The organism is Streptomyces sp. NPDC107517 (genome assembly GCF_055582645.1).
In genome coordinates, this window is the sequence record NZ_JBVJPM010000066.1 from 1 (window position 1) to 17328 (window position 17328).

General features: G+C 68.6%; 14 protein-coding genes and 4 pseudogenes. 4 read left to right on the forward strand and 14 right to left on the reverse strand.

Annotation, left to right across the window (positions count from 1 at the left end):
* Positions 1-188 precede the first annotated feature (188 nt).
* A pseudogene (locus tag ACZ67T_RS45130) lies at positions 189-434 on the forward strand (IS30 family transposase); the annotation flags it as partial.
* Positions 435-749: 315 nt separating this feature from the next.
* On the opposite strand, the pseudogene ACZ67T_RS45135 reads toward ACZ67T_RS45130, so the two are convergent.
* The 8 genes and pseudogenes from ACZ67T_RS45135 to ACZ67T_RS45170 all read right to left on the reverse strand — a co-directional run.
* Positions 750-1073, reverse strand: a pseudogene (locus ACZ67T_RS45135) (transposase); the annotation flags it as partial.
* A 58-nt stretch (positions 1074-1131) separates the two neighbouring features.
* Complete coding sequence (locus ACZ67T_RS45140; protein WP_469992751.1) at positions 1132-2649, reverse strand: class I adenylate-forming enzyme family protein; 1518 nt, start codon at positions 2647-2649, stop codon at positions 1132-1134.
* Positions 2650-2675: 26 nt separating this feature from the next.
* On the reverse strand, positions 2676-4145 hold the full coding sequence (locus ACZ67T_RS45145; protein ID WP_469992753.1) for a CoA transferase: 1470 nt from the start codon (positions 4143-4145) through the stop codon (positions 2676-2678).
* 11 nt (positions 4146-4156) lie between these two features.
* Entirely contained in the window at positions 4157-4444 is a 288-nt protein-coding gene (locus ACZ67T_RS45150) for a YdhR family protein (protein ID WP_469992754.1), read from the reverse strand.
* A 44-nt stretch (positions 4445-4488) separates the two neighbouring features.
* The gene (locus ACZ67T_RS45155; protein WP_469992756.1) at positions 4489-5079 is read right to left on the reverse strand and encodes a YdhR family protein; all 591 of its coding nucleotides are present in this window, start codon (positions 5077-5079) and stop codon (positions 4489-4491) included.
* A 22-nt stretch (positions 5080-5101) separates the two neighbouring features.
* Positions 5102-5425 (reverse strand): carboxymuconolactone decarboxylase family protein, encoded by a 324-nt coding sequence (locus ACZ67T_RS45160; protein WP_469992757.1) that lies wholly within the window; start codon positions 5423-5425, stop codon positions 5102-5104.
* Complete coding sequence (locus ACZ67T_RS45165) at positions 5425-6600, reverse strand: MalY/PatB family protein (protein WP_469992759.1); 1176 nt, start codon at positions 6598-6600, stop codon at positions 5425-5427. The genes ACZ67T_RS45160 and ACZ67T_RS45165 overlap by 1 nt, the downstream gene beginning before the upstream one ends.
* Positions 6597-8000 carry an APC family permease gene (locus ACZ67T_RS45170; protein ID WP_469992761.1) on the reverse strand — a complete coding sequence of 468 codons (1404 nt, stop codon included), beginning with the start codon at positions 7998-8000 and terminating at the stop codon, positions 6597-6599. Before ACZ67T_RS45170 ends, ACZ67T_RS45165 begins: the two co-directional genes overlap by 4 nt.
* 326 nt (positions 8001-8326) lie before the next feature.
* On the opposite strand from ACZ67T_RS45170, the gene ACZ67T_RS45175 reads away from it, so the two are divergent.
* Positions 8327-9031, forward strand: a complete 705-nt coding sequence (locus ACZ67T_RS45175; protein ID WP_469992763.1) for a helix-turn-helix transcriptional regulator — start codon at positions 8327-8329, stop codon at positions 9029-9031.
* A 20-nt stretch (positions 9032-9051) separates the two neighbouring features.
* Here ACZ67T_RS45175 and ACZ67T_RS45180 read toward each other — a convergent pair whose 3' ends face one another.
* Both ACZ67T_RS45180 and ACZ67T_RS45185 read right to left on the reverse strand, forming a co-directional pair.
* Complete coding sequence (locus ACZ67T_RS45180) at positions 9052-10062, reverse strand: zinc-dependent alcohol dehydrogenase (protein WP_469992765.1); 1011 nt, start codon at positions 10060-10062, stop codon at positions 9052-9054.
* Positions 10055-10486: a tautomerase family protein gene (locus ACZ67T_RS45185; protein WP_469992767.1), complete on the reverse strand. Its 432-nt coding sequence runs from the start codon at positions 10484-10486 to the stop codon at positions 10055-10057. Before ACZ67T_RS45185 ends, ACZ67T_RS45180 begins: the two co-directional genes overlap by 8 nt.
* A gap of 115 nt (positions 10487-10601) precedes the next feature.
* Between ACZ67T_RS45185 and ACZ67T_RS45190 the strand changes: the two genes are divergently transcribed.
* Positions 10602-11192, forward strand: a complete 591-nt coding sequence (locus tag ACZ67T_RS45190; RefSeq protein ID WP_469992769.1) for a TetR/AcrR family transcriptional regulator — start codon at positions 10602-10604, stop codon at positions 11190-11192.
* A 584-nt stretch (positions 11193-11776) separates the two neighbouring features.
* Here ACZ67T_RS45190 and ACZ67T_RS45195 read toward each other — a convergent pair.
* From ACZ67T_RS45195 to ACZ67T_RS45210, 4 genes and pseudogenes are all read right to left on the reverse strand, one after another.
* Positions 11777-11935: pseudogene (locus ACZ67T_RS45195) on the reverse strand (NF041680 family putative transposase); the annotation flags it as partial.
* A gap of 211 nt (positions 11936-12146) precedes the next feature.
* Positions 12147-14345, reverse strand: a complete 2199-nt coding sequence (locus tag ACZ67T_RS45200) for a glycoside hydrolase family 3 C-terminal domain-containing protein (protein WP_469992771.1) — start codon at positions 14343-14345, stop codon at positions 12147-12149.
* A complete protein-coding gene (locus ACZ67T_RS45205; protein WP_469992773.1) occupies positions 14342-15658 on the reverse strand; it encodes an MFS transporter in 1317 nt (438 codons plus the stop codon). The genes ACZ67T_RS45200 and ACZ67T_RS45205 overlap by 4 nt, the downstream gene beginning before the upstream one ends.
* 156 nt (positions 15659-15814) lie before the next feature.
* Positions 15815-16408 carry a TetR/AcrR family transcriptional regulator gene (locus ACZ67T_RS45210; protein ID WP_469992775.1) on the reverse strand — a complete coding sequence of 198 codons (594 nt, stop codon included), beginning with the start codon at positions 16406-16408 and terminating at the stop codon, positions 15815-15817.
* Between the two features lie 177 nt (positions 16409-16585).
* Between ACZ67T_RS45210 and ACZ67T_RS45215 the strand changes: the two are divergent.
* Positions 16586-17132: pseudogene (locus tag ACZ67T_RS45215) on the forward strand (transposase family protein); the annotation flags it as partial.
* Positions 17133-17328: the final 196 nt, after the last annotated feature.

Here is a 17328-nt window from a genome sequence, read left to right on the forward strand (position 1 = left end):
TCCAAGACCACATCACGAGAGCACGCGATGCATGATCGCGAACAACTGGCACGACCCGCTGAAGCATCCGCATCACAAGATCGTCGACAGAACCCTGACCTTCACGTTCACACAGTCGACGAAGACGACCGGGTAGACGCCTTGAATTCCATCGATGGTTGCGAACGCCCCGGAAGGAGATCGTTCGCATGCCTCGTGGAGGAGCCAACCGCAAGCCCACTGCCGCCAGGCGGCAGTACTTCGAGCTGGTGCGTCAGGGGTTGAAGGGGGCTGCGGCAGCCCGCCAAGTGGGCGTATCCACCAGCTGCGGATCCAAGTGGTTCATCGAAGCTGGAAGCGTGATCATCCCCGATGTGTCCATCTCGCCACGCTTCCTCACTCAGGACGACCGCATCGCCATCGCCGACGGACTGCGCGCCGGGAAGCCGCCCACCGCGATCGCCGCCGCGATCGGGAAGAGCACGTCCACCGTCTACCGGGAGATCGCCCGGGGAAAGAAGGACGATGGAAGCTACGACCCCTGGTGGGCGCAGAATCAAGCACTGCTTCGCAGGCAGCGTCCGAAAACCGAGAAGATCCGCGACCATGCCCCATTGCGCATCGTGGTCCGCGAGAAAATCGACGAGAAGTGGTCGCCGCAGCAGATCTCGCGCTATCTGCGGCGGCAGTACCCCGATGAGCCGCAGATGCACGCCTGCGCCGAGACGATCTATCGCGGACTCTTCGCCGGACTCCTGGGCCGCCGCCACATCGCGGGGCACCTTCACCTCGACCGGGCCGACATCCGTCAGCACGGTCTTCGAACGGGTTCCGTTACGGCTGTTGCCGCTGTTCCTGCCTGCCGCGTCGTGCTTGTCGTAGCCGACGTGATCGGTGATCTCGCCCTCCAGAGCGGACTCAAGCACCCGCTTGGTCAGCTGCTGCAGCAGTCCACCCGCACCGGTCAGCTGCAGCCCGTCGGAGCGGGCACGGTCGACCAGCATCGCGATCAACTGCTCGTCCGACACCGCCTCCGCGGCCGACTCGACGGCCGGCTCCTCCACGGCCTCCGGCTCGGTGATGGTCTCGCTCATCTGGCGTCTCCTTGATCATCGGATCCGCCGTCTATTGGACACTCCCACACTATGCCGCTCACGTGCCCGCGACACTCCCGCCTCGGATGCCATCCTCGAGGACCACGGCATCGATCTCCTGCTTGAGAATCTTGCCAGTCGAGCCCTTCGGCAGAGTCTCGGCGAAGCGGACAATGCGCGGGATCTTGTATGCGGACAGGCGAGCGCGTAGCCAGTGGGTGAGGGCGTCGGTGGCAAGGTCGGCGCCGGGGCGACGGACGACGACCGCAGCGACCTCCTGGCCGTAGTGGGGATGGGGTACGCCGACGACGGCGGCCTCGGTGATGTCGGGGTGCTCGTAGAGGACCTCCTCGACCTCGGCAGGGTAGATGTTGTAACCGCCCCGGATGATCAGTTCCTTGATGCGGCCGGCGATTCGCAGGTGCCCGTCGGCGTCGAACTCGCCGAGGTCGCCGGTGCGCAGCCAGCCGTCGGGGCCGAGCACAGCAGCGCTGTCTTCGGGCCCGTTCCAGTAGCCCTTCATCACTGTGGGTCCCTTGATGTAGATCTCGCCGACGGTGCCGGGCGGGCAGGACTTCCCGTCGGACTTCCGTACCTCGACGGCGAGTTCCGGCATCGTGGGGCCTACGCGGCCGATCCTCCGGTCACGGTCCATGTCGTTGAACGTGCCGAACGCGGAGGTTTCCGTGAGCCCGTATCCTTCCAAGAGGGTGCAGCCGAAGCGGTCCTCGAAGGCACGGGCGATTTCGCCGGGCAGCGAGGCACCAGCCGAGACGGCGAGCCGTAGGTCGGCGAAGTCGGTGGCTGTGGCGTGGGCAGCGGAGCGCAGAATCGCGTTCCACATGGTCGGCACGCCGGCAGTGACGGTGATGCGGTGGCGGCGCAGCACATCGACCATCGCGACCGGGTCGAATCGGGGCAGCAGTGACAGGGAGCCGCCGCCGGTGAGCGCGACCATCATCACGGTGACCTGTCCGAAGACGTGGAAGAGCGGGAGCGCGGTGGCGGTGCGGTCGGCTGCGGTCGCCCTGCTGCACCGGACGCCGATGCGTCCGGCGGCGAGGAGGTTCCCGACGGTGAGCTGGACGCCCTTGGGGCGGCCGGTGGTGCCGGACGTATAGACGATGACGGCGGTGTCGTCTGCCGTGCGCGGCTCGGGCGCTGCAAGGGGTGCGGCCGCGTCGGCGCCGTCAGTCAATTCGATGACAGGGACGTCGAGTTGGTTCGCGGCCTGCGAGATGTCGGGGCCGAGGCCGTGCCATAGGACGGCCAGTGCACAGCCCGCGTCGGCGAGTACGTATTCCGTCTCGCGGCAGGTCGACATGGTGTTGATGGGGACGGCGATGCAGCCCGCCGCCTGGACACCGAGATACGCGATCACGAACTCGGGGCAGGTGGGCGCGGCGAGCAGCACCCGGTCTCCTGGAGCTGCTCCCGCATCGCGCAGGGTGCGGGCGAACCTCAAGGCAGACACGGCGAGTTGGGCGTGCGTCCAGTCTCGGTACGGGCCGCGCAGGGCCGTATGCGAGGGGGAAGTTCGGGCATGGTGGTGTACGGGGTCGAAGACGTTGGGCATCGCCTCTCGCCTTTCTGGTCGTCTGGTCAGCGGGGTAGCCATGCGGCGTCTGACGAGCCGCGGGGTACCAGCACCGGATCGGGCCAGCGGCTGGGGGTGCGGGTGAGTTTCGCCGGAGGGACCTGTCGGACGAGGCGGCCCATCGGGGTGCGGGCGGTAAACGTCTCCGGCGGTGGCAGCCGGTGCGGCGCGCCGCCGAGAGCCAGCGCGGCTTTGTCGACGGTGCCGAGCTGCGGGTACCAGGCGGAGAGCCGGCTCAGTGAGACCTTCACGTGGTAGCTGCCGCCCTCGCGGGCCCGGCGCAGCAATGCGGCCAGGACGCCGAAGGCACCGAGATAGCCGAGAATGAAGTCGTTCAGTACACCGGTCGGTGGGCCGAGCGGCCGGTCGGGGGTGCCCTCCCAGGTGTGGTAGCCGGTGAAGGCGAGGCCCTGGGTGTCGAAGCCGGTCCGGTCGGCCCATGGGCCGTCGAACCCGTAGGCGCTCATCGAGCAGTAGATGATTCCCGGGCTGATCTCGGCCGCGTCGTGCGGGCCGAACCCTCGCGATGCGAGGCGGGATGGCCGTACGTTCTGCACGAACACATCGGCTTCGCGAAGCAGGGTGCGCAGATACTCCGCACCTGCCGGGTCGGCGAGTTCGAGGCGGGCCGAGCGCATACCGACACCGACGTCCGCCCACACCATGTCGTGCTCGAACTCGTGCGGGCCGTTGATGTGCAGCACGTCGGCACCGTGCTCGGCAAGGGTTCGGCCCACGACGGGTCCGGCGATGGCTCGGGTGAACGACAGGACGCGCAGCCCCTCCAGCGGGCGCCGGGCGTGTCCGAGGGGTAGGGGCTCACCGTCGCCGATGCGCTCGATGGCGACGAGGGGTTCGGCCCGTACGGCTCGACCCTGCGGGTGTTCCTCGAACTCCTGGCAGGTGCGGACCACGGTGACGGGCACGCCGAGGCAGGCGGCCTCTTCTTCCAGCTCGAAGGCGTCCCATCGGGCGATGGCGCGGGCGAGTGCGTCGTGGTCGTGCGGGGCTCCCAGCATGGCCAGCAGCGCGTCGCGTTGGTGGGGATAGAACCCGCTGGGGAGGACCCAGCGCTCGTCGCGGGCCTGGTACAGCTCGGTGAGGACAGGGCTGACCTGGTGCCCGCCCAGGAATCCCGCGCCATGCCGGGGTGAGAGGATCGACCCGAGGTTCGGCGGGTGTCCGCCGAGCCGGGTGGACTGGCCGATGAGCGGGTTGATGGCGTGCACCGCCTGGGCCAGGTCGATGCCGATCTCCTGTTCTTCGCCGGTCCGCTCGCGCCAGATGGCGGCGACGGCGGCGGCGACGGCTGTCATGGGGGCGCCCATGGCGCGGCCGAGATCGACGACGGACGCGACGTGCGGTGCATCCTGGTGGACGGTGACCGACGGCAGCACATCCTCAGCCTTCAGTCCGGCCTCGTACAGGAGGGCGGCGACCTGCTCGGTCAGGGATGCTCGGGTGTTGGCGGGCACAAGGTCCTCCCTCAGTCGCGCAGGGTGTGATTGACCGTCAGCACCTCGACGCGTACGGGGCCCTCGGTGTCGTACTTCTTCGGAATGCCTTTGATGATTGGGCCGTTGGTGAAGGCCGTCAGGGACTCCTCGTCGCGCCACACGTACACACCGCCGACTTCGCCGGTGTCGGCATCGGTCACCCGGTACATGTCGATGAGCCCGTCCATCGCCTGGAATTTCCCGGTGCTCGCGTGCGACATTTCCAGCAGTTCTGCCTCCGGCTTGCGGCTCTTGAAGCGGATCGACAGCAGCATCATGGTGAACTCCTCTGGTTCTGCGGACAGTTGTGGTGGCCGGTCATTCATCCGTGCAGGACGAGGCTGACCTCGAGGGTTTCGACGCGTACGGGGCTGGTGGCGCCGTAGGTGGTGGGGGCTTCACGGAAGGCCGGGCTGTCAAGGTTGGCGCGCAGGGCCTTCTCGTCGCGCCATACGTAGATGCCGCCGACGTCGCCCGAGGCCGTGTCGCGGAAGCGGTAGGTCTCTAGCAGTCCGTCGGCATCCCGGTACGCGGGAAGGGTCTGCCGCGACAGCGCCGCCAGTTCCTGCGCGCTCCGGTTGCTGGTGAAGCGGATCGACGAGATGGAATGGGCGGTTGTCGAGGGAGCGTTGACGAGTTCGTCGGCGATGTCGAGGATCTCGGCGCGGACGGCGCCTTCGACGTCGAAGCGCTGGGCTATGCCCGCGGCGATGGGGCCGTTCAGGTAGGCGCGCATGTGTTGTTCGTCGTCCCAGAGGTAGATGCCTCCGACTTCGCCGGTGTCGCGGTTGCGGACGTAGTACTTCTGGCGCAGGCCCTCCAGGCCACGGAAGAGTTCCAGGCTGCTGTGCGAGATCCGGTGCTGCTCGCCCTCGCTGCGGCGGCTGCGGAACCGCATGGACAAGATCTTCATGATGGGCTTCCCTTCGTTGGTTTCAGGTGGTCGGGTCGGCTTGGTGGCGCAGGGCCTTGAGGCCGTGGGAAAGGCCGGCGCCCGCGCGCAGGGCGGCGACGACGAAGGCCGTCTCGGCTAGTTCCTTCTCGTCGGCTCCGGCGGCGCGGGCCGCACTGGTGTGGGCCTTGATGCAGTCTTCGCACTGGGTCGTCAGGGCGACCGCGACGGCCGTCAGCTCCCGGTACTTACGCGGGATTTCGCGCTTGTCGGAGCGCAGGGCCGCGTCATCGAATGCGGCGAACGCGGCCAGCGCGTCGGGGACGTGGGTCTTGAGCGCGGCAACAGGATCGTAGGAATAGCTCATCAGCCCAGCACCGCCTTCGCCATGGCCTCGACGGCCTGTTCCAGGACGGTGGTGGTGGTCGCGAAGTTCAGGCGGGCGTGCCCGGCACCGCCGAGACCGAACGTGTCACCCGCGGTCAGAGCGACGCGCGCGTGTTCCAGGAAGAACTCGGCTGGTTCCCCGGGCAGTTCGAGGCGTGCGCAGTCGAGCCAGGCGAAGTACGTGGCCTCGGGTGCCTCGTAGCCGACGTCAGGAAGGTGCTCGCGGAGCAGGTCGCCGAGGAGTACGCGGTTGCGGTCGAGGTGGGCGACGGCGGCGTCCAGCCAGGCCCCGCCGTCGCGATAGGCGGCGATGTTGGCGCGGATGCCGAGCGTGGCGGCACCCATGGTCTTCATCGGGGAGATGGCGCGCCAGCGGTCCGCGTCATGGTCGTTGGAGGTGATGGCTTGTGCGCAGCGCAGTCCGGCGACGTTCCACGCCTTCGAGGCGGAGACCAGGGTGACGGTGTGATCGGCCGCCGCGTCGCTGACATCGGCGTACGGGATGTGCGGCGTGTGGAAGGTGAGCGGTGCGTGGACCTCGTCGGCGATGACGCGGGCGCCGTGGGCGGCCACCAGGTCGGCGACCGCGGTGAGTTCAGGTCGGGTGAAGACCCGTCCGAGCGGGTTGTGGGGCTGGCAGAGGATGAGGGTGCGGGCGCCGGCGGCGAAGGCCGCGCCGATGGCGTCGAGGTCCATCACGTACCGTCCTCCCTCCCGCAGCATGGGCACCTGCACGACGGGCCGGCCGGTGATGCGGGCGATCTCGAAGAAAGGTTTGTAGGCGGGGGTCGGCAGGACGATCGCCGAGCCGGGCGGGGTGTACGTCTCGACCGCCAGCTCGACTCCTCGCAGCACATCGGGCAGGAGGTGAACCCGGGCCGGGTCGAGGTGCCAGCCGTAGCGGGCAGCGCTGAACTCGGCGAGGGCGGTGGGAAGTTCGGTCAGCTCGGCTGGTAGCGGGTAGCCGAACTCCTCACGTTCGACGGCATCCCGTACGGCGTTCAACACGGCCGGTGCGGTCGGGAGGTCCATCTCCGCGACCCACAGGGGCAGCACGTCGGGGCCGTGGTAGGTCCACTTGGCGCTACCGCGGCGGCGGAGCACGTCGGGGCTGAGGACGTCCAGGTCGTCCGTCCACTGGCTGGTTTCGGTCACGATTCCTTGCCTTCTGTGTTCTCGGGGGTGGAGGTGGCGGCGCGTCCGGCCAGGACGGCGCGTACGTGGCCTCGGCGGACGGCGAACCAGATCGCCCCCAGTGCGCACCACACTCCGAGCACACCCAGCGATGCGCCGCCGAGGTCTTCGGTGAGCAGCCACGCCTGGACGGCGCAGACGCCCATACCGAGGAAGGCGAGCGAGGCATGGACGGCGCGGGGCAGCTTGAAGGGCGACGCCGCGTGCAGATCTGGCCGGACCTGGCGCAGGCGCAGCGACGAGGCGATGATGACGATGAACACGAACTGCATCGCGGCGGACGCGGTACTCGCGATCACGTCGATGCCGACATGCGCAACAGTGGGCGCAAGCGCCATCACCACAAGGAACGTCAGCAGGAAGTGCGGGGTGCCGAAGCGCCGGTTCACGACACCGACACGCCGGGGGAACCAGCCGTCGTCGGTGGCGGCGAGGAGCGCCTTGGAGCCCCACAGCAAAGAGGTGTTCATGGTGCCGATGACGGCCAGGACGGCGCCGCCGAGGATGAAGAACACCCAGCCGCTGTGCGGCAGCACGTGCCGGGCAACCACGGACAGCGACTCCCCCGCGACCTCGTCGATCGGCAGCACCCCGACGGCCGGGAGCGCCATGAGGACGTAGAGCAGCGCGGCGAAGACGGTGCCGCCGATGACCGCGATGGGGATGGTGCGGCCGGGCCGCTTCATCTCCCGCCCCAGCTCCGACACGAACGTCGCCCCGCCCAGCGTGAACGTCAGCAGCGCCGACGCCTTGATCAGCTGGTAAAAGCCGTTCGGCAGCGTCGGCGGATACTCCGACCAGCGCACGTCGGCCAGTCCGGCGACGATGAACATGGCGAACGCGGCGAGCATCACCACCGCGATGACGATCCCGACCCGGCCCGAGAACGAGGCCCCGACGAGATTGATCCCGTAGAAGGCGAGGGTGAGCACGACGGCGACCCAGGTCGGGTCGAACCACGGGTTGAGACTGTGCAGATAGACGCCGGCCGTCTGCCCGTACAGGCTCATCGAGATCAGTGACGGGATCAGGATCCACAGGTTCAGGAACCCCAGGGCCGGATGAAGGAGCCGCGTCGGGTACGTGTAGATGCCGCCGGTCACCGGCATCGCGGCGCCCAGGGTGGCGTACGGGATCGACGCGATGATGACCGCGAAGGTGGTGATGAGCAGTGCGACGGGGACGCCACCGCCGGTGTAGGCGACGGCGATGCCCATCAGGGAGATGATTCCGCCGCCGACGATCTGGTGGAAGGTGAACCCGAGGGCCTGCGGCAGGGTGATGGTGCGCTTGAGCCGTTCGGTGTGTGAGCCCTGCACGGACGAGGGCGTGGAGGTGGGTGGGCTTTCGGTACTCGCCATGGCGGTCATGGCCCCTCTCGGATTCCGGGCACGCCGGGCTGCGGTCCGGGCGGACTGGACGGCTGGGGGATGGTGAACAGGCGTCCGGAACAGGGCCGTTGAGGCTGTTCCGGACGTGCATGGGGGTGCCCTGACGAGACGGCGCCCGGCCGGGGTGGCCGTCGATACGGCCCTGGGGACGAGCGTTTCCGCTGGGGTTGGCACCAGTATGGAGACGTCCACCCGACAGTCAACCCCCAGTGGAAATTTCCACTGGGGGTTGAAATTTGAAGTCGGGAGGCGGACTGTGGAGAGTGAGAGCCAGCCATCAGTAGCGAGGGGACCCGGTGGGCACACAACGCGAGGACGAGCCGCAGCACAATCTCGGCGGCGACGGGCACCTGCTCTCCGTGTTCACCACGCTCGTCGAACCGATCGGGCAGGCCCTGCCGGCGGGCACCGAGATCGCGTTGCACGATCTGCGCACCTCGCCACCGCACATCGTCGCGGTGCACGGGGACATCACCGGGCGCAAGGCCGGTGACCGCTCGACGGACCTGATCCTGGACCGGATCACCGGGACGTCGAGCGATCACACGGTGCGCTACGAATCAGTCCTGCCGGACGGCCGCCGGCTCCGGTCGACCGCCGTGCTCCTCAAGACCTCCGCTGGAGACACCTTCGCGTCGCTGACGGTCAGCACGGACATCTCCACCTGGGCGGCGGTCGAGAGGATCGCGCAGTCCCTGCTCGGCCGAGGCCGCGATGCGGCGGCCGCCCCCATGGAAACCCACCCGGACACGCGACCCGCGGCGGACGACATGCCACGCGACATGGTCGAACTCGCCCAGCTGATGATCAAGCGGGAGATCGCGGCGGCGGAGTTGCCCGTCGAGCGGATGAAGAAGCCCCACAAGCTCGAAGTTGTACGAAACCTGGAGGCCAGGGGGCTGTTTCTGCTTCGTGACGCCGTCGAGATGGTGGCCCATGCCATGGGCGTCACGAAGTACACGATCTACAACTACCTCAACGAGATCGAGTCGCCTCGCTGACGAACCGGAGCGGGGCGTGCCTAGGCATCAGCGCGTACGAAGACGGGCTTGAGGTGCTTCTCCGGGAGGGCGTGGGGCAGTTGCTCCCAGTCCAGGACGTGGGAGACGACCCGGGCCGGGTCGACCATGCCGGAGGCGGCGAGGTCGAGGGCATCGGGGATGTGGCCGCGGACGTTGTCGCGGGCGATCCGCAGCGTGACGCCCGTGAGGTACATGTCGAGCAGCGGGAGTTCGCCGGGACGGAAGTGATTGCCCGCGGACTCGCAGATCCCTTCCGGGACAAGGGACTTGACGGCCAGAGCGAGCTGGTCGACGCGGCCCGTCGCCTCGACGGCGATGTCGAAGCCGTGCGGCACCGGCTCGATCGCCTCGGCGGTGCGGGCACCGTAGCTCTCGGCGAGTTCGCGGTGTGCCGGGTCGGGGTCGACGTATAGTACGTCCGAGGCGCCCAGCGCGCGGGCGACGTCGCACACGTACAGGCCGATGCTGCCGCGGGCGACAACCAGCACGCTCGCGCCCGGCCGCGTCTTGAGGTGCGGGGCGACCAGGCGCCAGGACAGGGACCAGTTGTCGCTCGCCGAGGCCATGGCGACCGGGTCGAGTCCGGCGGGCAATGGTACGAGCATGGCATCGGCCCAGGGCACCCGGACCAGGTCGGAGAAGAGTCCGCCCCAACTGCCGCCGATCGGCGCCCCGTACATGGCCATATGCGGGACGGAAGTGCAGTGCGCGGTCAAGCCGGTACGGCAGTTCGCGCAGTCGCCGCAGTTGATCGACCAGGGAACGACGACCAGGTCGCCGGGGGCAACGGTGGTCACGGCGTCGCCGATGTCGACGACGCGGGCGACGCATTCATGCCCGAGGGCGAACGCCGGCTCGATGAAGCCATGCCCGGCCAGGATCGCGGAGTCGACGTCGCAGGTGGTCGCGGCGACGGGTGCGACGATCGCCGCCCGGTCGGACCCGAGTTCCGGGTCGGGCGCCTCGCGCCACTCGACCGAACGCCGGGCGGCATAGGTCAGTTCACGCATCGTGCGACTGACCCTTCGCGAGGGCGACGAGGTCGGCGTAGCGGATGACGGAGCCGCCCGCACCCCAGGTCCCGTCGGGCTGTTCGTGCACCAGGACCCACACGCGCAGGGCGTCGTCGGGTCCGAGTCCGGCGGCCGTGAGCACGGTCTTCGTGGCGTCCTCGACGAGTCCGGCCTTGCGCCGCTCGGAGAGCGCGCCCTGCGGGACCGTCACCTCCACGAGGTAACGGGGCGCGTCGTCCTGAGCGGTTCGCTGCGCTCCGGCCGGGAGCTCGACGAGATAGCTCCAGGCCTGAGCGCGGAAGAACTCGGTGTCGGGCGCGCCTTCCCAGCGCAGCAGGACGGCACCCAGTTCGCGCTGGACGGTGCGGCGCCCCTCGTCGGTCAGGGCGCCGGACGGCACGGTGAGCCGGATCATCGGCATGGCAAGCTCTCCTAGGTCAGCGTCTATAACAGTCGTTATAACGAGACTCACGCTAGACTATGACGAGCGTTATAGCCAGAGCGGCGGCGCGGACAAGAAGCAGAAGGAGCCGGCCTTGGACAAGTCAAGCGCGCCGTCGCGCGAGCGCATCGTGGCCGGGGCGGCCGACCTGATCAGCAGGCGCGGACTGAGCGCCACGAGCATCAGGGAGCTGGCCAAGCACGCGCAGGCGCCGCTCGGTTCGACGTACCACTACTTCCCCGACGGCAAGCAGCAACTGGCCACCGAGGCAGTGGAGTTCGCCGACCGCTCGGTCGCCCTGATCCTGCGCGACGCGCTGGACGCGGGCCCGGCCGCCGGACTGCGGGCCTTCCTCGACGTATGGCGCCACATCGTCGTCGAGAGCGAATTCCGGGCCGGCTGCCCAGTCCTGGCGGTCGCGGTCGAGGAGCCGCCGGGCGACGAGATGCCACCGAGCCTTGCCGCAGCGGCCGCCGCGTTCGAGAACTGGGAGAAGCTCCTGACCGACGCACTGCGCCGCCACGGCGTCGCGCCCGACCGGGCCCCGGCAGTGGCGGCGCTCGTCGTGGCCGCCGTCGAGGGCGCCACCGCGATGTGCCGTGCCACGCGCAGCACACGACCGCTGGACCAGGTGACGGAGGAGCTCGAAGCAGTGCTCGAAGGTGCTGTCGGCCGGTCGACCTGAGGATCCCGCGCCGACTCCTGCCTCCGCACCTGCTCACGGATTGACGCGGAGCGCCTGCCCCTCAAGCCCGCCGCCGGCCAAGCTCGCCGCATCGCGCCCAACTCCGTACGCCAGGACACCCGTCCGACCACGCACCGTGCCCGCGGCCGGCGAGGCAGCAGTAAGGCTGACCGAGCCCGTGACCGCCAGCGGACGGCCGCTCTACCCCGGCGGCACGGCCCTGCTGAGCGGCGGCACAATCTCCCTCGGTCTCCAGGCGGCGTTGCGTTGCAGCCGCGAGACGAAGGTGATGCCGCCCGTAGCGCGGCTCCGCTGGAGTCCTCCCCGGTTCCGGCACACCCAGCACACCACCACTCGCATCGGGCAATGGGTGCGCCTTGCCTCCCTCAAGAACGACGTCCCGATCCGCCCACCCAGGTCCTTGCGACGACGACATTGAACTCGCGAAGACGCTTCGGTTGGTGCCCACCCGGGCCAGATCAGGAGCGGGCAGGGTCTTTGGTGTCGGTTTATCCGTGTTCGGTGGCGGCCCAGGAGGCGAGCAAGGCGCGCAATGGTCAACCGAGGCGCTCATGTCCGCGGAGGCCGAGCCCACGCCGGTGCTCGGCCGTGAATGTCAACTCGACCATCGACGTCATCGGGCCGTCCGAGCACAGCACCGCGTCGGTCAGCTCGAAGAGCGCATCCGCCCGGGTATAGAGGCAGTCGTAGAACTCGACACGAAAGTGGGTCAGGTCACCCAACGCGGCGTCAGCGGACTGTTCAGCGGCGAGACTCTTCACCAGCGGCCGTTCCTTCACGCGACGTTGCTCGACACCTCGAAGCGTGAAGAACGGCCGCCCTGCTGTCCCGAGAAGGAACCAAGATCAACGGGTCAGGTGAACGGCCGAGGTTAAACACCAAGCTAAGAGATAAAGAGCAATCCGCCTACATCAATCGCTCACCTCGCCCGAGTCACTCCCCGTACTTGGCGAGCAGCGTGGCCACGTCCTGGCCCGTCACCGGAAAGCCGGGCAGTTCCGCCAGGACCTTCACCGGGGTGGCGAGGACAGTGTGGCGGGTGGACTCGTCGGCCATCAGGTCCGCGCGGCGCCCGACGACGCCGCCTCGTTCGGCGACCACGTCCCACAGTGCGGGCCCGAGCTCGGGGTGGTCGGTCCATTCCCCCAGGGTCGACCACGGCGTTATCGGCCTGCGCGGCGGCACACCCGGCAGGGTCACGGTCTCGCTGAGCCGGATGTCCCGCGAGGACGATCCGACGCGAAAGTCGAAACGGCCGACGTGACGGGTCCAGCAGCGCTGCTCGGGGTCGAAGTAGCGCAGCCGGTCACGTCGGACGGGTACCGTGATCCGGCGCTTCTCACCAGCTGCCAGCGTGGTCTTCGTGAAGGCGACGAGCTCCTGCTCCGGCGACGGCACGTGGCCCGAGCGGTCGCCTGCGTAGACCTGGACGACCTCGCTGCCCTCGCGGGCACCGATGTTGGTGACGGTCAGGGTCACAGTGGCGGCGTGCCGGTCGTCGGTCAGCGGGTGGACGTCCACTTCGAGGCCGTCGTACGCGAACTCCGTGTAGGTGAGACCGTGCCCGAACGGGAAGTCGACCTCGGCCTGCCGGGAGTCGTAGTAGCGGTAGCCGACGTGGATGCCCTCGCCGTAGCGGACGTGACCGTGGCTGCCGGGGAAATCGAGGAAGGCAGAGGTGTCCTCGAGCCGCACCGGGATCGTCTCGGCGAGCTTGCCCGAGGGCGCGACGTCCCCCAGTAGGACGTCCAAGATGCTGTCGCCGTGTGCCTGGCCGGTGAGCCAGAACTCCACGATGGCCCCCGCCTTGTTGCGCCAGGGGGCGGTCGTCACCACCGCTCCGTTGCTCAGGGCCACGACGGTGCGGGGTGCCACCTGCGCGACCGCTTCGAGCAGCGCGATCTGGTTGGCTGGCAGGTCGATGTGCGTACGGTCGGCACCCTCGGCCTCGGCGATGGGCGGCAGGCCGAGGAAGAGCACGGCGACGTCCGCGTCGACCACGGCCCGCATTGCTTCCTCGACGAGCTCGGGGGTGTCCGTGCCGTCCAGTGTGTAGCCGGGGGCGAAGCGAACTCCGGGCAGCCGTCGCTCGGCGGAGTCGAGGACGCTGACCTTCCGTGTCGGGTTGACCAGCGAACTTCCGTCGCCCTGGTAGCGGGGGGTGCGGGCGAGTTCACCGATGAGGGTAATCCGCGCGCCCGGTGCCAGCGGCAGCAGACCGTCGTCGTTCTTGAGCAGGACGGCCGACTCGGCCGCGGCGCGCCGGGCGAGGTCGTGGTGCTCAGCCGGGTCCGGTGCGGCAGGACCCTCCGTGGGCCTGGTGAATGCCCGCTTGGCGAGGAGCGTGAGCCGCTCGAGCACCCGATCAAGAATGAGTTCGTCGACGTCCGCGGTCTGTACCCGCGGGTCGTCGGGGCTCCCCGGCATCCGCAGGTCGAGTCCGGCCTCCACTGCGGCGACGGGGTCATTGACCGCGCCCCAGTCGGACATCACGAGACCGTCAAAGCCCCACGCCCCGCGCAGCAGCTCCGTCAGCAGCCAGGGGTTCTCCGATGCGTAGACTCCATTGATCATGTTGTAGGCGGTCATCACCGCCCACGGCTTCGCCTCGCGGATCGCGATCTCGAAGCCGCGCAGGTATATCTCGTGCAGCGGCCGCTCGTCGACGTCGACGCTGATCCGCATACGCTCGGTCTCCTGGTTGTTGGCCGCGAAGTGCTTGACGCACGCGCCCACCCCCTGCGACTGAAGCCCGTCGACGAGCGCGCCGGCCAGGACACCGGTGAGCAGCGGATCCTCGGAGAAGTATTCGAAGTTGCGGCCGCACAGCGGGCTTCGCTTGATGTTCATGCCGGGGCCGAGCACGACGTGCACGCCCGCAGCCCGCGCCTCACGCGCCAAGGCCGCACCGACGGCCCGCACCAACTCCAGGTCCCAGGAGGAGGCGAGGGTGACCGCCGGGGGGAAGCAGGTCGCCGGCTCGCTGCGGCCGAGGCCCAGGTGGTCCGGGTTGGTCTCGTCCTGTACCCGCAGCCCGTGCGGGCCGTCGGAGAACCGGATCGGGCCGTACCCCGGCACCGGCTGCGTGTGCATGTATCCGGCGCCGGTGGTGAACAGGGTCTTGTCGGTCATATTGCTCCTCGTACGAACTGAACAGCGATCGCGCCACACATGGCGATCGTGGCGGCGATCAGATACATCGCGGTGTAGTTGCCGACCCCGCCCGAGGTCTCCGTCCCGATCGCGAGCAGCAGCGGGGCGAGCACGGGGGCGAGGGCCTGCGGCAGTGTGGCCGACAGGTTGAACACGCCCATGCTCTTGGCGGCATCGGACTGCTGTTTCGGCAGCACGTCGGCGACCAGGGCGTAGTCGACGCCCATGTACAGGCCCTGAGCGAGGCCTGCGACGGCGATGCCGAGCAGGAACCGAGCCACGCCGTCGGCGGACGCGACCACCAGCATCCCCACGGCGAAGAGGACGGAGGCGGCGATCACGAACGGCTTGCGCCGGCCCAGGCGGTCGGAGGCCCAGCCGCCGAAGATGCTGGTGACGGCGATGCAGGCGGCGAGCAGCAGCATCGCGTCGAACAGGACGGGCGTCACGTCCTTCGTGGTGTACCCGAGCCGGTCAATCAGGAAGTACGTCTTGTAGGTGGTCAGCAGGTAGAGCGCGAGCCAGGACAGGAACCGGCCCAGCCAGACGAGCCCGAAGTCCCTGTGCCGCATCGGGTTGACCCACAGGGAGCCGAGCAGCACCCGCCAGTCGACGCGGCCTACCTCCACCCGCGTCTTCGGCACCTCGCGCAGGGTGAGGGCGAAGGGTAGGACGAGGAAGATGCCGATCGCCGTCGGCACCAGAAACATCCAGACCCCGGTGGTGCCGAGGAGGTCAGCGAGGAACGTCCCGCCGACGATGCCGACCTGGGAGGTCATGCCCATGAAGCCAGAGGTCCGGCCGCGCAGTTCGGTCGGTACACGCTCCGGGAGAATGACGAAGAGCGCGGCGACCGCGGCGTTGAACGCGAGCTGGGCGAGAACCCATATGACCGCGACCGCAGGGACGTTCGGTGCGAACCCGATCCCGACCACCGCCAGCGACCCGAGGGCGAGACCACCCAGGATGTAGCTGCGCCGCTGCCCGAATCGGGACGTCGACCGGTCCGACAGTGCGCCGAAGACCGGATTAGCCAGCAGCGCCGCGAACGCCCCCGCGCTGGCGACCATGGCGAGGGAGCCGGCCTTGCCCTCGGGGTCGAGTTGGCCGATGCGGAGGGCCAGGGTCACGGAAGCCGGGGTGCCAAGAGCGGTCCACACCCCGATCAGGGCCGCGATGTAGCGGGCCAGGAACCAGCCGTCCACGCGCTGCCCCGTGAGGCGCATGTGCAGTTCGGGGGCGCCGCTCTCGGCGGGCGCCGCCGGGTGCGGCGCGGGACTTGTTCTGCTCACGTGACTCCTCCATTACGCATCGGCCAACAAACAACGAACAGACTGACTACTCAGTCGGTACCTTAGAGTCCGCAGCACCGCCTGACAATGGAGGAAAAGACGAGATCGTCGGCACCTGGGGCCGGACCCGGCCCTCACGCCATCCTGATGGGTTGGTCAGTCGTCCGAAAGCTGCGTGCGCAGGAAGTCCGTGAGCATGCGCGTCCCTTCGACGAGATCCACCCCGTCCGGGTTGCGCAGCCACTGCATCTGCAGCCCGTCCATCGCCGCCAGGGCGACCGTCACCAGCATCCGGGTCCGCGCGTCCACCGCGTCACCCGCGATCGACTCGGCGAACAATGCGCGCGTCGCGTCGTACCGCTCGACAAAGTACGCGCGTGCCGGATGCCCCTCGGTCAGGCTCTCCCCTGCCATCACGGAGTAGAAGCGCACCAGTTGCTCGTTCGCGGCGTTCCGCCGGGCCGTCTCGTCCAGTAGGTCAGGAAACGTGTCGTCACCGCTTGCGATGGCCTCGGCCATCGGTCGCTCGCGCGTCGCCGGGTAGTTCTCCTTGAGGACTTCCAGCAGCAACTGCTCCTTGTTCCCGAAGTGGTGCAGCACGCCGGACTGTCCGATGCCGGCCCGCTCCGCGATCTGCGCCAGGGAACACCCCCGGTACCCTCGCGCCCCGAACAGTTCCACCGCGGCATCGAGGATCGCCTTCCGCGTACTCCGACCTTGATCGACGACACTGTGGGCGCGCGGCGACATGGAAACTCCCTGCTCTTCGGAAAACGGCTCCCCTAATGATCCACCACCCCAGTGCGAGGGTCGGGGGCAGAGGGTATGGCGCCCCCGGCGCCTTGACGGCATGGGTGACTGTAAAACGTTCGGCCCTCTCTCCCTTTCGGTGGTGACAGAGGGTGGTGAGGCGTCGTTGACTCCCACGTGAAGGACATCAACGAGCTTGTGCTGACGCTGTTTTCTGGTCTCTCTCCGCTGGTCATCGAGGATGTGATCGACGAAGGCGAGCAGATCATGGTGCGGGCACGGACTCCGCGGGACACTGCGGTCTGCCCGGTGTGCGGGGCACCGTCGTCGCGCGTGCACGGCTATCACTGGCGGACAGTGGCCGACGTGCCGGTCGACGGGCGACGGGTGCTGGTCCGTGTGCGGGTGCGGCACCTGGTGTGCCCCACGCGCGGCTGCCTCCACACCTTCCGCGAGCAGGTACCCGGCGTCCTGGACCGCTACCAGCGACGAACCGTCCGCCTGACCAGGCAAGTCAAAGCCGTAAGTCAAGGAGTTAGCGGGCCGAGCCGGGGCGCGTTTGCTGACGATACTCGCGGTGAGCCTGTCGCGTCACACGGCTCTGCGCACGCTGCTGCGCATCCCGCTGCCTGCCGGGCCGGTGCCCCGTGTGATCGGCATCGACGATTTCGCTCTGCGCCGGCGGCACCGCTACGCCACCGTGATCATCAACGCCGAGACCCATCCAGATGCACGGACGAGCAGGCTTCGCTCTGCTTCGCCACCGCATCCTCCTCGGATAGCGGCCCCCTCCGCCACCACCGAATATGAGACAGGACCGTTGATTGGACAGGAACGCCGGAAGCGCTGCGCTGATCACCTCGGAGACAGGAAAATTGTCTCGGGTGTTCCGGTCAGCCGATGGGTCTGCGATGCCGGTG

Excerpts from the sequence above, each read along its gene's own strand:
- ACZ67T_RS45140 (WP_469992751.1), bottom strand. The coding sequence starts at position 2,649 with ATGCCCAACGTCTTCGACCCCGTACACCACCATGCCCGAACTTCCCCC.
- ACZ67T_RS45150 (WP_469992754.1), bottom strand. The coding sequence starts at position 4,444 with ATGATGCTGCTGTCGATCCGCTTCAAGAGCCGCAAGCCGGAGGCAGAA.
- ACZ67T_RS45155 (WP_469992756.1), bottom strand. The coding sequence starts at position 5,079 with ATGAAGATCTTGTCCATGCGGTTCCGCAGCCGCCGCAGCGAGGGCGAG.
- ACZ67T_RS45160 (WP_469992757.1), bottom strand. The coding sequence starts at position 5,425 with ATGAGCTATTCCTACGATCCTGTTGCCGCGCTCAAGACCCACGTCCCC.
- ACZ67T_RS45170 (WP_469992761.1), bottom strand. The coding sequence starts at position 8,000 with ATGGCGAGTACCGAAAGCCCACCCACCTCCACGCCCTCGTCCGTGCAG.
- ACZ67T_RS45180 (WP_469992765.1), bottom strand. The coding sequence starts at position 10,062 with ATGCGTGAACTGACCTATGCCGCCCGGCGTTCGGTCGAGTGGCGCGAG.
- ACZ67T_RS45185 (WP_469992767.1), bottom strand. The coding sequence starts at position 10,486 with ATGCCGATGATCCGGCTCACCGTGCCGTCCGGCGCCCTGACCGACGAG.
- ACZ67T_RS45200 (WP_469992771.1), bottom strand. The coding sequence starts at position 14,345 with ATGACCGACAAGACCCTGTTCACCACCGGCGCCGGATACATGCACACG.
- ACZ67T_RS45210 (WP_469992775.1), bottom strand. The coding sequence starts at position 16,408 with ATGTCGCCGCGCGCCCACAGTGTCGTCGATCAAGGTCGGAGTACGCGG.